This is a genomic window from Piscinibacter sp. PDB1-1 (genome assembly GCF_056675995.1).
In genome coordinates, this window is record NZ_JBWVZJ010000002.1 from 485028 (window position 1) to 499198 (window position 14171).

The 14171-nt window shown below is 68.8% G+C and carries 10 protein-coding genes; 4 read left to right on the forward strand and 6 right to left on the reverse strand.

Features of this window, described 5'->3' with window-relative positions; genetic code table 11:
- Positions 1–33 precede the first annotated feature (33 nt).
- The 3 genes from AC1KAR_RS13985 to AC1KAR_RS13995 are packed head-to-tail and all read right to left on the reverse strand — an operon-like array spanning position 34 to position 2694.
- Entirely contained in the window at positions 34–1512 is a 1479-nt protein-coding gene (locus tag AC1KAR_RS13985; RefSeq protein WP_480318668.1) for a S8 family serine peptidase, read from the reverse strand.
- An 8-nt stretch (positions 1513–1520) separates the two neighbouring features.
- Positions 1521–1934: a carboxymuconolactone decarboxylase family protein gene (locus tag AC1KAR_RS13990; protein ID WP_480318670.1), complete on the reverse strand. Its 414-nt coding sequence runs from the start codon at positions 1932–1934 to the stop codon at positions 1521–1523.
- 40 nt (positions 1935–1974) lie between these two features.
- Positions 1975–2694: a 5'-methylthioadenosine/adenosylhomocysteine nucleosidase gene (locus AC1KAR_RS13995; protein ID WP_480318672.1), complete on the reverse strand. Its 720-nt coding sequence runs from the start codon at positions 2692–2694 to the stop codon at positions 1975–1977.
- Between the two features lie 125 nt (positions 2695–2819).
- Here AC1KAR_RS13995 and AC1KAR_RS14000 point away from each other — a divergent pair, with 125 nt between their 5' ends.
- The 4 genes from AC1KAR_RS14000 (at position 2820) to AC1KAR_RS14015 (ending at position 9572) form a co-directional block, all read left to right on the forward strand.
- Positions 2820–4457 carry a tannase/feruloyl esterase family alpha/beta hydrolase gene (locus AC1KAR_RS14000; protein ID WP_480318673.1) on the forward strand — a complete coding sequence of 546 codons (1638 nt, stop codon included), beginning with the start codon at positions 2820–2822 and terminating at the stop codon, positions 4455–4457.
- 131 nt (positions 4458–4588) lie between these two features.
- The gene (locus AC1KAR_RS14005; RefSeq protein WP_480318675.1) at positions 4589–5782 is read left to right on the forward strand and encodes a tetratricopeptide repeat protein; all 1194 of its coding nucleotides are present in this window, start codon (positions 4589–4591) and stop codon (positions 5780–5782) included.
- 87 nt (positions 5783–5869) lie between these two features.
- Positions 5870–7795, forward strand: coding sequence for a hypothetical protein (locus AC1KAR_RS14010; protein ID WP_480318677.1), 1926 nt, complete (start codon positions 5870–5872; stop codon positions 7793–7795).
- A 91-nt stretch (positions 7796–7886) separates the two neighbouring features.
- On the forward strand, positions 7887–9572 hold the full coding sequence (locus AC1KAR_RS14015) for a hypothetical protein (protein WP_480318679.1): 1686 nt from the start codon (positions 7887–7889) through the stop codon (positions 9570–9572).
- Positions 9573–9597: 25 nt separating this feature from the next.
- Here the strand turns inward: AC1KAR_RS14015 and lnt are convergent, their stop codons facing one another.
- Genes lnt through AC1KAR_RS14030 form a run of 3 tightly spaced genes read right to left on the reverse strand, consistent with a single transcriptional unit; the run spans position 9598 to position 13894 of the window.
- A complete protein-coding gene (gene lnt, locus AC1KAR_RS14020) occupies positions 9598–12090 on the reverse strand; it encodes an apolipoprotein N-acyltransferase (RefSeq protein ID WP_480318681.1) in 2493 nt (830 codons plus the stop codon).
- Positions 12087–12773 carry a hypothetical protein gene (locus tag AC1KAR_RS14025; protein ID WP_480318683.1) on the reverse strand — a complete coding sequence of 229 codons (687 nt, stop codon included), beginning with the start codon at positions 12771–12773 and terminating at the stop codon, positions 12087–12089. The genes lnt and AC1KAR_RS14025 overlap by 4 nt, the downstream gene beginning before the upstream one ends.
- Before the next feature lie 20 nt (positions 12774–12793).
- Entirely contained in the window at positions 12794–13894 is a 1101-nt protein-coding gene (locus AC1KAR_RS14030; RefSeq protein ID WP_480318685.1) for an SGNH/GDSL hydrolase family protein, read from the reverse strand.
- Positions 13895–14171: the final 277 nt, after the last annotated feature.

The window sequence follows — 14171 nt, forward strand, 5'->3', positions numbered from 1 at the left end:
GCTCGGATGATAGGGCGCCGCCCTGTGCGCCGCTCAGGTGGCCAGGCCCGCGCCCTGCGCGAGCGGGGGCAAGCCCATGTCGCGCGCGGTCTGCAGGGCGAGCCTCACGATCGCGTCGGCGCGGCTGCCGTCGCGCGGCATGGCGAGAACCTTGGCATCCCCCGCGAGCCGCCGTGCGAGCGCGCCGGTGACGCCGGGGCAGGCCATCGAGGTGCCATCCATCACGCCGAAGCGGTCGCGCGGGATGCACGAGATCACGCCCACACCGGGGCCGGCCAGGTCGAGTTCCGTGCCGGTGTTCGAGAAGTCGGCGATGAAGCTCTGCTCCTTGCCCAGCGGCGGCTTGACCGTCTCGGCCTGCATGGCGCCAGTTGGCCAAAGCCCCTTGAAGCCCAGCGCCGACACGGCCAGCGCGAGCGGGTGCCGCGCTGGCCACGCCACCGGACCGCCCTCGTTGCCCGCCGCGATCACGCACACCACGCCCTTGGCGCGCGCAGCCTTGATGGCTTCGCTGGTGGTCGGGTCGTCGGGCCCGCCACCGAGGCTCAGGTTGAGCAGGTCGCAGCCGTCGGCCACGGCCCGGTCGATGGCCTTGGCGATGGCAAAGCTCGACGCACCCTCGGCGTTCTTGCCGAACACGCGATAGGCGCGCAGCTTCACGCCCGGCGCGATGCCGAGGTAGTCGCAGCCGTTGCCCGCGATGATGCCGGCCACGTGCGTGCCGTGGATGTCGCTGTCGGACCAATCCGCCGGGTCTTCGCCGGTGACGGCATTCATGCCGCCTTCAACCTTCAGCGCCTGGTGCGGGCCGATGCCGGTGTCGATGACGCCGACCGTCACGCCTTCGCCGTCTGCAGGCACGCGCTTGGGGTAGGCCTTGGCGCGCGAGTCGACAAACGCCAGGTCGATCGCCGGCAGTTCGACCACGCCGCGAGACAGCGGCCAGTCGCGCAACATCACCGGCCAGGCGCTGTGCGCAGGGTAGAGATAGAGCCGCTCGATCACGCGCACCGAGCGCGGCAGTTTCAGGCTCACCTCGCCGCGCACGTTGGTCTTGCCCTGCGCGCCTTTGCCGGCGGCGAAGTCGCTGAAGGCAATCACGTCGACACCGCGCACTGCCTTGCCACTTCCTTGCAGCACCACCTTGATGACCGGCTGCGCCAGCGCGGCCCGCGTCGAGAAGGCCTCGGCGCCCGTGAACACCGGCGGGCGCGGTGCGCGCGCGGGCGGGTAGAAGACCTCGGGCACGACCCGCACGCCGGGCTGCGCGCGCTTGAGGTTCATCAGCGCGACATCGGTCATCGACACCAGCTTGGCGCCGTTGGACTGGATGGAATCGAGCACCGTGAAACGCACGCCCCCAATGGAGCTCGAGGACGAACTCGTCGCCCGGCGCAGCCCGGGCGCTCGCATGGTGGTGAAGAACTGGTCGACAGCGCTCGAATTGTTGGGTTCGTCAGCGGTAAGGCCACGCGTGGGGAGCAGAACGAAGCGTGTGGTGGTTGAAGACATGTTCGCCCTTACGCGCCGGGAGCGTCGAAAGACAAGCCCTCGGCCGCCAGCCACTCCGCCGCCGCACGGAAAGCCGCCACCGCGGCCGGTGCGCCGGCGTAGGGCGCCACGTGCAGCAACACCTCGCGCAGCTCCACCAGCGTCGCGCCGTTGTTGAGGGCGCCGCGCAGGTGACCCTTGAGCTCCTGCGTGTGCCCGAGCGCCGCCAGCATGGCCACGGTGCACAGGCTGCGCTGCTTGAGCTCCAGGCCGTCGCGCAGCCAGGTCGAGCCCCAGGCGTGGTTGCTGATGTGCTCTTGCAGCGGCTGCGTGAACGCGGTGGCGCTGGCCAGCGCGCGGTCGACGAAAACATCGCCCATCACCTGGCGCCGGCGTGATTCACCGGGCGTGCGCGGGGCGTTCGAAGGAGGCGTCGTGCTCATGTGTTCTTCCCTGATGTGGCGGTGTGTGATGACGTCTGGATCACGTTTGTACAAGAGAGCGCAGGTAGTGCTGAACGATCAGCAGCGTGTGGCGGCTGGCCACCTCGGTCACGAATCGGTTGAAGTCGACATGCGCGGTGTCGTCGGCCCGGTCGGAGACGGTGCGCACCACGGCAAAGGGCACGCCGAAATCGTGGCAGACCTGGGCCAGCGCCGCACCTTCCATCTCGACCGCCAGCGCATCGGGCAACTCCTCACGCAGCGCGTCGTTCTCGTCCCGTGCAGAGATGAAGCGATCGCCGCTGACCATCAGCCCGCGGTGCACGCGCGAGCCTTCGGCGCGCAGGGCGGCATCGGCGGCGCGGGCCAGGGCATCGGACATGGCCGCATCGGCCGCGAAGCGCGAGCGGCCATAGAGCGGCACCTCATGGCGCGGGAACAATGGCGACGCATCCATGTCGTGTTGCAGCAACTCGTCGGCCACCACCACGTCGCCCACGCGCACGCCGCCGCCCAGGCCGCCCGCCGTGCCGGTGAAGACGATGCCGCCCACATCGAAACGCGTGAGCAGCACCGTGGCCGTGGTGGCCGCAGCCACCTTGCCGATGCGCGACAGGACGGCCACGATCTCGCGGCCCTCGAAGTGCCCAACCCAGAACTCGCGCCCGGCCACGCGCACGGGCGCCTCATCGGGCATGTGATCCAGGAGCGCCTGCAGCTCCTGCTGCATGGCGCTGACGATGGCGAGGCGTCGTGTCATGGCCGCATTGTCATCTTCACGGGTGACATGCGGCGCGCGACCCCGCTCCTACGATGGCCCTCAGGGCCTCGCCTCGCGCGTCGGCCTGCACAACGAGATTTCAAGGATCGAACGGAGACAAGCCCATGCAAGCCAAGCACCTTTCCCTGCTGCTGATCGGCGCCGCGCTCACCGCCTGCGGTGGCGACGACGACGAGCCCATCACCGCCGCGACGGCCCAGCAGCAATGCGAAACCCTGGCCACCAGCGCCGGCCTCGCAGCCACCACCATGACCGTGGTCTACAACCCGGCCGGCGCGGCCAGTGCGGGCACGCCCTCGCGCGCCCTGCCCGCGCACTGCGTGGTCACGGCGAGCACCAACCCGCGAGTGGGCGTGGACGGCAAGAACTACGCCATCGGCTACCGCCTCACCCTGCCTGACGACTGGAACGGCCGCTTCCTCTTCATGGGTGGCGGCGGCAACGACGGCACCATTGGCGCGGCCACCGGCACCAACGTCGGCCCGCTCGACGACCTTCGCCCCGCACTCGCCCGCGGCTACGCGGTGGTCAACACCGACGGCGGCCACACCGGCACCTCGGCAGCCGACTTCGGCACCGACCCGCAGGCGCGCGTCGACCACGCCTACAACGCCTTCGACAAGACCGCCGTCAACGCCAAGGCCTTGATCGCCAAGCGCTACGGCCGCGGGCCCGACAAGTCGTACTTCGTCGGCTGCTCGGGCGGTGGACGCCAGGGGATGATGTTCACCCAGCGCTTCCCGAGCTACTTCGACGGCGTGGTGGTGCACGCGCCGGCGATGCGCGTCTCGAGCGGCGCCACCATCGCCGCCATGTGGAACAACCAGCAGTTCACCGCCATCGCACCGGTCGAAGGGGGTGCGCCCATCCTGAGCAAGGCCTACAGCGCCGCCGACATGGCCCTGGTGTCGCGCGAGATCCTGCAACAGTGCGACGCGCTCGATGGCGCATCCGATGGCATGGTCAGCAACTGGAAGGCGTGCAACTTCAACGTCGCCGCACTCCAGTGCGCCGGTACCAAGGACGCCACCTGCCTGAGCGCCGCGCAGGTCACGGGGCTGCAGCGCATCTTCGACGGCCCACGCAACACCGCCGGCACGAAGCTCTACGCCGGCCAGGTGGCCGACCCTGCCGTCGACCAGCCCGGCTGGCGCGCCTGGACGCTGGGCAGTTCGACCACGGCCACGCCCAATTCGGCCTACAACGCGCTGATGGCCGACGCCCTGCGCTGGGAGTTCTTCACGCCCTACGACCCGACCTTCGTGGCGCTCAACTTCAACATCGACAGCGACCCGCAACGCATGGCGGCCTACTCGTCGGTCTACGACAGCTACGCCGACGACAGCCTCGCCCCGTACAAGGCACGCGGTGGCAAGCTGATGTTCCTGCACGGCCTGGCCGATCCGATCTTCACCGCGAACGACACCGCCGACTACTACGAGCGCCTGGCCGCCAACAACGGCGGCGTGGCTGCCACGCAGGCGTTCGCGCGCTTCTTCCCCGTGCCGGGCGAGAACCACTGCTCGGGCGGCCGTGCGACCGACCAGTTCGATGTGCTGACCCCGATGGTCGAGTGGGTAGAGCGCGACCAGGCCCCCGACTCGATCCTGGCGGGCGCGAGCGCCACCAACCCGTACTTCCCGAACCGCACGCGGCCGCTGTGCCCCTATCCCAAGTTCGCGAAGTACAGCGGCAGCGGCAGCATCGAGAGCGCGTCCAGCTTCGTGTGCTCGGCGTCCTGACGCCAGCGTCCGGAAGGGCGATCAGGTCATCGCCCCGCTCTTGCCATCAGGCGTTCCCCCATGCGGGGCGGCGCCGATCGGCATAGCATGGTGCGCCGTGGCGGCCACCCGATCGGCCGCTGCGCCGCCCCATGTTGTGGAAGCCCTGCCTCGCCCTCCTGACCAGCCTGCTGCTCGCCGCCTGCGCTGACACGCCCCGCGGGCCCGAGGTACCGGCCGCACTGCTCGCCGAGCAAGGCTTCAAGGCCCCGGCCGACCCGGTGCGCGTCGAAGACGTCTTCGCGCTGTCGCCCGAAATGAAGCGCTATGTGGATGGCGAGCTGGCCGCCCAGGTGCGCGCCAAAGGGTTGCAGCAAGGCATGCTCGACGCCCTGTACCGCAAGAACCAGCTCAAGCTCGAATACGACTCCGAGCGCACCCGCAACGCCACCGAAGCCTTCGAGGCGCGGGCGGGCAACTGCCTCTCGCTGGTCATCATGACCGGCGCCATCGCCAAGCGGCTGGGGCTCAAGGTCACGTACCAAAGCGTCTACACCGACGAGATCTGGACTCGCAACGACGACATCTACTTCGCAAGCGGCCACGTCAACATCTCGCTAGGCCACCGCTCGACCGACCTCGGGTCACGCAGCGGCGCCACCGGATCCTTGCCGCCCACCACCTGGACGATCGACTTCCTGCCGCCCGAAGACCTGCGCGGCCAGAGGGCGCGCGTGGTGAGCGAGTCGACGGTGATCGCGATGTACCTGAACAACCGGGCGGCCGAGTCACTCGCCGCGGGCGACCTCGATGCCGCCTACGCCTGGGCGCGCGCCGCGGTGCTGCAGGAGCCGGGCTTTGTGACGGCGCTCAACACCCTCGGTGTGGTCTACCTTCGACACGGGCGTGCGGCAGCGGCCGAGCAGGTGTTCAACCACGTGCTGCAGCGCGACCCCGGCAGCACCACCACGCTGAACAACCTGCTGCGCACGATGGAGCTGCAGGGCCGCACCGACGAAGCCGCCGCCCTGCAGCGCACCCTGGCGCGCCTGGACCCGGAGCCGCCGTACCACTACTTCGACCTCGGCCGCGCCGCCATGCGGCAAGGCGACGCCGTGGCCGCGCGCCGCTGGTTCCAGCGGGAAGTCGACCGCGCCCCCTACAACCATGAGTTCCACTTCTGGCTCGCCCAGGCGCAAGCCCAGCTCGGTGATATGACAGCGGCCCGACAGCAGCTCGACCTGGCCCTGCGCACCAGCACCACGCGCCACAAGCAGCAGCTCTACGCCGCCAAGCTCGACCACTTGCGGCACATCGGCATGCCAATTGCCCCGAGGCTGCAGTAGCCCATCCGCCACGTCGGCGCACCGCCATCTCGGCGGCAATGATGTGGAGATGTGTGTTTGGCTACGATGTGTTTCATGCCGCGTTTCATGCAATTGCCACATTCCGCCCTGACCCGCGCCACCCGGCTGCTGTTGCTGGCCGTCGTGGCTGCGTCGGTCTCCTGTGCCGCCAAGCAGCCGCCGGCGCGCCAAACGGTGCCTGCGCCGTCGGCCACGACCAAGTCCATCCCTGCGCCTGCCGCGCGCTCGACCGCCAAGTCGGCGACCAAGACCGCCAGCAAGGGGCCCAAACCTGTGTCCGCCGGCGCGGCCAAGACGGTGGCTGCCACCGACATCGCCAGCGCTGCAACACCGGTCACCAGGGCCACCCCCGCCAAGCCCACCGTCGCCAAGACCACTCCCGTCAGGCTCACCGCCAGCAAGAGCCCGGCGGTCAAGACGGTGTGCACCATCACCGTCAATTCGCCGGACGAGAAAGAGGTCTTCCGGCGCTACCTGCCGGAGTCGAAGTACCGCTTCGTCGAGCTGGTCGAGAAAGGCCGCTCCGACTGGCTGGAGTCCTCGTGCCAGGCGGCCACCCAGTGCGACGTGCTCATCATCTCGGGCCACTTCGACGGCGACAACCAGTTCTTCTCCGACCGCATCGAGGCGCGCGAGTACCTCACCGTGGGCGAGATGGAACGCGCCTCGTGCAGCAACTCGTGCCCGACACTGTTCTCGCGTCTGAAAGAGGTGTACCTGTTCGGCTGCAACTCGCTCAACCCGCAGCCGCAGAGCAGCGCTTCGGCCGACACGGTGCACGAGTTCGTGAGCGACGGCCGCTCCCAGATCGAGACCGACCTGCAACTGCAGATGCTCAACGCTGCGCACGGCCAGAGCAGCCTGGAGCGCATGCGACTGCTGTTCGCCAACGTGCCGGTCTTGTACGGATTCGCCTCGACCGCACCGCTCGGGCCGGTGGCCGGCAGCACGCTGTCGCAGTACTTCCGCACCCAGGGTGCCTCGCGCGTGGCCACCGGCCGACCCGACCCCGGCCTGGTGCGCGCGTTCTCGGGCTTCTCGATGAACCGCGCTTCAGGCATCACGGCGAACGACCCGCGAGCGTCCGACCGCGTCGACATGTGCAAGTTCGTCGACGACCGCATCCCGCTGGCCGGCAAGGTCGATTTCGTGCACGAACTCCTGCAGCGCCCGGGTGACGACGCCAAGCGCTATCTCGATCGCATCCAGAGGCTGGCACATTCGGTGGACGACACGGCCCTCAAGAACCGCGACGTGGCCCAGGCCGCCAAACGCATCAAGGACGACCAGGCCACCCGCGATCGTTTCCTGGCCGATGAGCGCGATGCCTCGCAGGCACCGACGCGCGTGCGCATGGTGCGCGTGGCGCATGACCTCGGCTGGCTGACCGAAGACCAGAGCTGGCAGGAGCTCGCGCTGATGCTCGGCCAGGTGCAAGACCGCAAGACGGTCGGCATCGCCGAGATCGACCTCGCCTGCCAACTCAACCACGGCGGTGAGCTCGACGGCGCCTTCGCGCACCGCGTCCCGACCGGCAGCGGCGACGTCCCCCACGCCGCCTTGCGGGCCTGCCTCGGCAGCAGCGAAGCGCGCGACCAGACCCTCGCCGGCGTGGCCAGCAGCAAGCCCGAAGACGTGGCCGCCGCCCAGGCCTACCTGCGCCGCCGCCCGATCACCGACGAAGACGAACTGCGCACCCTGAGCCGCCACATCGCCCAGATGCCAGCGGGTGACTTGCAGGTGCGCGCACTCGAAGTGCTGGGCCGCCACTACGTGGCCGACCGCGAAGTGCTGGACACGCTGACCCAGCTCTACGCGCAGACACCGTCGCCGGCGGTGCAGAACGCCGTCGCGGGCGTGCTGCTGCGAGCCGACCGCCGATCGATCGACAACGACGAGTTGCTGCGCACGTTGATGGAAAACCGCAAACGCATCAAGGGCTCTCGCGGAGAGATGGTGGATGCGCTGATGGCACGCCTGGACTCGCCCTGAGCCCGGTGCGTGCGCGATTCCTGCAATAGCGCACGAAGACTTGGTTACACACCCTTTCCTGGGTTGGCCAAGGTGTGGAACACTGCCGGCCATGCTGTACCGCTCTACCCTGCCTCGTGGACTCTCACGCACGGCAGCCGTGCTGGTGGCCACCTTTGCCGCCACCGCCCCGCTCAAGGCGATCAGTGCCCCAAAAACGGTGTGCACCATCACGATCAACTCGTCGGATGAGCGCGACACCTACAAGCGCAACCTGCCGCCCGGTGATTACCAGTTCGTCGAACTGGTCAAGCCCAAGCAGAGCGACTGGTTCCAGCAGGCGTGCCAGAGCAAGGTGCGCTGCGACGCGCTCGTGATCTCGGGCCACTTCGACGACGGCACCGAGTTCTACACCGACCGCCTCGGCGACCGCGACCGACTGCCCGTCACCGAACTCGAGCAGGCCTCGTGCAGCGGCACCTGCGACGGCGTGCTGTCGCAAGTGAAAGAGGTCTATCTGTTCGGGTGCAACACGTTGCAGTCCGACCCGCGCCACGTGGCCGAGGGCGAAGTGCAGCGCCAGCTCATCCGCTCGGGCCTGCCACCCGAAGAGATCGCGCGCCTCACCACTTCACTGAACGTGCGCTACGGCCAGAGCAATCGCGATCGGTTGCGCACTGTCTTCAAGGACGTTCCGCTGCTCTACGGCTTCTCGTCCAAGGCACCGCTCGGCCGCTACGCCGGGCCGCTGCTTGAGCGCTACTTCCTGACGGCTCCCACCGGCGAGATGGCCAGCGGCCGCCCCAGCAGCACGCTGCTCACGCTGTTCGGCCCCACGTCGATGACCACAACCACGGGCATGAAGGACACCGACCCCGACGCCAGCTTCCGCCAGGACATGTGCCGCCTGGCCGACATCCGCCCGGCCGATGCCACCAAGCTCGCCTTCGTGCACGAGATGCTGCAGCGCGACCTGAGCGAGACGCGCATGTTCCTCAACCACCTGGAGCGGTACACCGAGGCGCTCAGCCCCGAACAGCGCCGCCAACCCGACGTGGCCGCCGAGCTCGCCAAGATCCAGAACGACCGGCCGGCGCGCGAGCGCTACCTCGGCTTCGCGCGCGACGTCGACCGCGCCGAAGTGCAGCTCCGCATGATGGCGCTCGCACGCAATCTCGGCTGGCTCACGCCCGAGCAGGAGCAGGGCGAGTTCCTGCAGATGATCGCCAGCCGCATGACGCGCAACACCCTCGGCCCGCACGAAGTCGACCTCATCTGCGCCACGCCGCAGACGCCCGGCCCCGATCTGGCCCAGCAACTGCGCGCCACCGGCGCACCGCGCCGCGGCAACGTGGCCGACTCCGCGGCCCTCGCCTGCCTGGGCGACCCGCAAGGCCACGTGAACACACTCGCCGCCCTCACGAGCAGCAACGACGCCGACGTCGCATTCGCCCAGGTCTACCTGCGGCACCGCCCCTTGACCGATGTGTCGCAGGTGCGCGCCATCACCGCTGGCATTGGCCGCATGACCACGGCCACGGCGCAGGTCCGTGCACTCGAAACGCTGGCCAAGCAACGCATCGCCGATGCCGACAGCCTGCGCGAGATCGCCCGCCTGTTCTCCAAGGCCCGCTCGCTCGAGGTGCAGCGCGCCATCGCGGGCATCCTGATCCGCTCCGATTACAAGCAGATCGGCGGCACGGCGGAACTGGCTCGCTCGCTCACGCAACACCGGATGCGTTCGCCCGACGGGCGCGATGTGATCGACATGTTGATCCGTCTGCTGCAGACGGCGTGAGCGGCTCGGCCGCATCGGCGTGCGGTCAGTTGCCGTAGATCCGCATCAGCATCCAGGCCGGCATGCCCAGATAAAGCACTGCCAGCCCAAGCCGCTCCAGCGCAGTGCGAACGTCGGCCGCCCGCCCAGGGCGCAGCCACACGCTCGCCAAGGTACCGGCCTCGACGGCCGCCCGCACGGCGGCTGCCGTGAGCACCACGCCGTACAGCCAGCCGGCGAACCACAGCCCGAAGGCCGAGAGATACGCCGCGAGGCCATACACCTCGTACTCGCCGAAGCTGCTGCCGTAGGTAATGACCTGGTGCAGCCTGAACGCCGGGATGGCGAGCGCCAGCGGGAGCAACACGAACTTGGCGAGCGGGTTGTCGAGCAGCCCCCGGCGCATGGCCGTTCGCACTTGCGCGTAGAGGCTCGCTCGCGAGGGCGCGTGGGTCGCCGCTGCTATGGGGGCGCCCGCCGCAGCCAGCACGCGCGCGAGCGCCACCGGATGGGCATGTGCCATGTCGTAGCGCTTGCCGCCGGCCAGTTCAACGCGGGCGCCCACCGCCGGTACGGGCAGGCGCCAGGTGCTGATGGCGGTGATATGGCCCAGCGGGATCTCGATGCGTTGCCCGCCGCGCGTCAGCACGAGCGCCCCACCGTCCAGCGACGCACCTGCCGCGTAGGCGCGCATCACCAGCCAGGCCGCAATTTCGGGCGCGAGGAAGAGCGCCGCGAACAAGCGGATCTGCGCAATCGTGTTGGTGGGCAGAGAACCATCGGCCATTAGAAACGCCACCACCATCCAGAGCAGGCTGCCGCGCGCAAAGGCACGCAGCGCGCCCGCCACCCAGCGCGCGGGCGGGGGCAGCACGGTGACCTGCGCGGGCAGTGCCAGCGCGTCATCGGCAGCTGTAGTCGAGCCGGCAGGCCACCAGCGGCGCAGGATGGCGATCAATGCCAGCAGGCCCAGGAGCGCAGCCGCCGCACGGCCCACCCAGTCGCCCCACATCACCATCAGCGTGCGGGGCGGTTCGGCCACCGGCAGTTCGCCGATCACGAGCGTGCGCTCGCCCATCTTCGAGCCCGCGAGGACATTGCCAGCCGCGTCGATCACGGCGCTGTAGCCGTTCGACGTGACGCGAAACTGCGGCAGGCGGGTTTCGATGCTGCGGAAAGCGGCCGCGGTCTGATGCATCTCGGCGCCGAGCGGAGCGGCGGTGAACCACGAGTCGTTGGACAGGGTCAGGATCGCCCGTGCGCCTTGCCGCGCGCCTTCTATGGCCAAGCCGGTGTCCACGTCGTCGAGGCAGATCATGGGCAGGACTGGCACCTCGCGGCCATCCTTCAAGTTGAGCGGGAACACCCGCGCGCCGGTGCCCGCCTGCCACGCGCCCGTCCAGGGCAGCCAGGCGCGCACGCGCGGGCCATCGAGCCATGCGGGCACGTACTCGGTGAAGGGGAAGAGGCGCGTCTTGCGGTAGTACCCGAGCACGCCCTTGCCCGGCTCGACGAAGGCGGCGGCGTTGTATTCGCCGGCGTCGTCCACGTCGTACGTGCCGAACACGAACGGCACCTGCGCCGCATTGACGATGCTCTGGATCTCGCGGTCGAGCTCGGCACCGTCTTCGTTCTTGGGGTGCCCGAAGGTCAGCGGGTACACCGTCTCGGACCACAGCACCGCATCGGCCTTCTGGCGCTCGACGGCGTCGTAGCTCATCGCGAAGTGAGTGTCGAGCACCTCGCGCACCACCGCCTCGGCGCCCTTCTCGCGGCGCAAGCGGTCGTAGTCGACGATGTTCGATTGCACGAGGCCCAATCGCAGCGGCTTCTCGCCCGCCTGCGCCGCGGGCGCAGGTGACAAGCGGTTCGTCACCGCGTGCGCGCCGTAGCCCGCCAGCAGCAGCGGCACCAGCGCCGCCAGCGCCAACGGCCACGCCAGCGCGCGCACACCCTCGGCGCGGCGAGCGAGCGCCGTGCGCGCGGCTTCGTTGGCCAGCAGCAAGAGCAGCGTGAGCCCGGCCGTGCCGCCCAGCTCGGCGGCCTGTCTCAGCAGCGGAGCCGGGTAGAGGCCGTAGCCCAGCGTGTCACCCAGGAATTTCGGCCAGGCCCATTCGGTGGCCACCCATGCCAACGCACCCGCGAACGACACCGCCATCGCACCACCCTGGCGGGCCGCGACGTGGCGCACCAGCGCAAAGACGAGGAACTGCGGCTGAAGAAGAGGCGCGGCGATCAACACGACCGCGAGGCCTGCAGCCGTACCCAGTTGCGAGTACGCGCCGATCGCGGTGCCGAACCAGGCGAAAGCCGCGGCGACGAAGGCCACCGACATGGCCCACGCGCTCACCAAGGCACCACCGAATGTGCGTGTGCCGTCGAGCGTGCGCAGCCACGGCACCAGGGCCACAAAGCCCAGCACCCAGGCCGCGCCGCCACGCGCGTACACGCCGAGCAGGATCGCGCTGGCAAGCACGCCGGCAAGACCGCCGGCACAAGAGCGAGCTCCCGGCCGGTTGAAGAACGACAAGGCCGTCACGATCCGGGGCGGTCCGGCGGGACTGGCGCGGGGATCGCTATGCGGCGGTTGGCGAGGCCGGGCGGCGCGAGTTCCGGCGGCACGACGCGATCCTTCGGCGTGGCGATCGGCTGGCCGGCGGCATCAAGCACCTGGTGACCGGGCTCGTACATCAGGATCGGCTCGATCGGCTGGCCGTCGTCGGTCGTCTGGTAGTGGCGCACATAGCCCGCAGGCAGCGGGAAGTCCTCTGGCACGGCGATGCCCACCAACGGCGGGCTCGTGCCAGGGGGCGAGAAGGCCGCGATGCCGTCGCGCACGCCGGCCTTGTGCAGGCGGTCGAGTACCTCGGCCATGCTCGGGTTCTCGCCGGGGTTGATGTAGGCCCGCAGGTCTGTGGTCGGGTCGGCGTCGGCTTCGATCATGGCCGGGGCCGCGCGAGGCACGGGCGCTGCGGCGCTTGCCGAGGCGTCGGGGCCCGATGCGGCGGGTTCAGATTCAGGGGGCGGCTCGCCCCAGGTCGGGGGCGCAGCCGGGGCGGCGCTCGCCACGAGCGCAGGCGCATCGGGCGTGCTCACCCAGTAGGCGATCGCGCCCGCCACCACGAGCAGCGCCACCACGAGGTAGCCGAACGACGGGCCAAAGGCCCGCCCTTCGCTGCCCCGCCCGCCCGATGAAGGGCTGTGGTGACGTTGTTCGCTCATGGCAAGCGCGGTCTCAGGCCTCAGGGGGCCGTGGGGTTGCCGACCGACATCGCCCAGCCCGAACGCTCATGCGCGTAGCGGTTCCAGATCGGGCTCTTGCCATCGGTGAACGAGGTGTAACGCGGCGCAGCCGAGCCGGACGCCGTGCCGGTGAAACCGGTCGATACATTGCCACCGGTGTAGGTCGGGTGGGTGTCGTCGGACTGGATGTAGTCGTAGGTGGTGCCGGCGCTGATGCCCTTGTAGTTGGCGTCCTTGATGGTCGAGCGCAGGGTCTGGGTGATGCGGGTCACGTAGCTGGCTTCGCTTTCACCGGGCACGTACTTGATGGCTTCGGAGTCGACGATGCCGTCACCGTTGGTGTCGTAGTCGGCAGCGTGGTACATGGCGAAGTTGTCCACGTACACGAAGCCCTTCTGGCGGGCGTAGTCGCCCATCATCCAGTTCACGCGGGCGGCGTACTTCAGCATCATTTCGGAGATGTTGACGCCCTTGCCGGTGGATGCGTCCTTGCACGAGCTGGTCTTGTTGTAGGCGTCCAGGCCGGGGTAGTGCAGGTTGCCGATGATCTTGAGCTTCACGCCCGAGTAGGCATTGGCGTTGATGTAGTCCATCGCCTTGGCCACGTGCGTGCGGCAGCTTTCCGTACCCGATTCGAGCTTGGTGTAGCTGCAGGTGCCTGATTGCGAGTTGAAGTCGGAGCGGTTCTGCAGGCCGTCGTTGCCGCACATCTCGAACGCAACCACGCGGGTGGAGCTGTTCTGCATGTACGAGCGCTCGGCCACGATCTTGTTGTCGTAGATGTCCTTGGCCAAGGCGCCCGACTTCGTGCGGCGGATGCTTTCGATGTCGGCCTTCCACAACGCCGACAGGTACTCGGCCTGCACCGTGGGGCCAGGGTACTTGGCCACGCTGGTGACGCCAGTGTTGAAGCCCGCGAAGATCGAGTCGCCGTAGGCCACGACACGGTACTTGGTGGAGGTGAGGGACCGGTTCACGGTCCACGATGCGTTCTGGGTGATGGTCGAGGCGGCCACCTCGGCGCCAAAGCCGGCCAAGGCCAGCGCCGGCACCAGCGCGCGCAGAACGGCACCACGCCGATGGGTGATTCGATAGGTCATGTTGTCTCCTGGGGATCTTGCGAATTGGATTTGTCGTGAGTCGATGCACCCGCTCCCGGCTGAGGCCCGACACGGCCCGAAGTGCCGCGAAGCGGAATCTACTGAATAAATGCACGACCGTCCATTAATCGAAACCCCTAACCGCCTGCGGCACAGAAGCGCGCTGAGGCGGTGCCCCTCTTGCCCTAAAGGTCAATGGCACGGGGCGCGATGCATGGCTATGGTGCGGGCCTAAGGTCAGCGCTTCATGGGGGCTCAGAGTGATTGATCTTCACGT

What these genes read in the sequence shown, in the direction of transcription:
- AC1KAR_RS14015 (WP_480318679.1), top strand. Translation starts at nt 7,887, where the DNA reads ATGCTGTACCGCTCTACCCTGCCTCGTGGACTCTCACGCACGGCAGCC.
- AC1KAR_RS14000 (WP_480318673.1), top strand. Translation starts at nt 2,820, where the DNA reads ATGCAAGCCAAGCACCTTTCCCTGCTGCTGATCGGCGCCGCGCTCACC.
- AC1KAR_RS14005 (WP_480318675.1), top strand. Translation starts at nt 4,589, where the DNA reads ATGTTGTGGAAGCCCTGCCTCGCCCTCCTGACCAGCCTGCTGCTCGCC.
- AC1KAR_RS13990 (WP_480318670.1), bottom strand. Translation starts at nt 1,934, where the DNA reads ATGAGCACGACGCCTCCTTCGAACGCCCCGCGCACGCCCGGTGAATCA.
- AC1KAR_RS14025 (WP_480318683.1), bottom strand. Translation starts at nt 12,773, where the DNA reads ATGAGCGAACAACGTCACCACAGCCCTTCATCGGGCGGGCGGGGCAGC.
- AC1KAR_RS14010 (WP_480318677.1), top strand. Translation starts at nt 5,870, where the DNA reads ATGCAATTGCCACATTCCGCCCTGACCCGCGCCACCCGGCTGCTGTTG.
- AC1KAR_RS14030 (WP_480318685.1), bottom strand. Translation starts at nt 13,894, where the DNA reads ATGACCTATCGAATCACCCATCGGCGTGGTGCCGTTCTGCGCGCGCTG.
- AC1KAR_RS13995 (WP_480318672.1), bottom strand. Translation starts at nt 2,694, where the DNA reads ATGACACGACGCCTCGCCATCGTCAGCGCCATGCAGCAGGAGCTGCAG.
- AC1KAR_RS13985 (WP_480318668.1), bottom strand. Translation starts at nt 1,512, where the DNA reads ATGTCTTCAACCACCACACGCTTCGTTCTGCTCCCCACGCGTGGCCTT.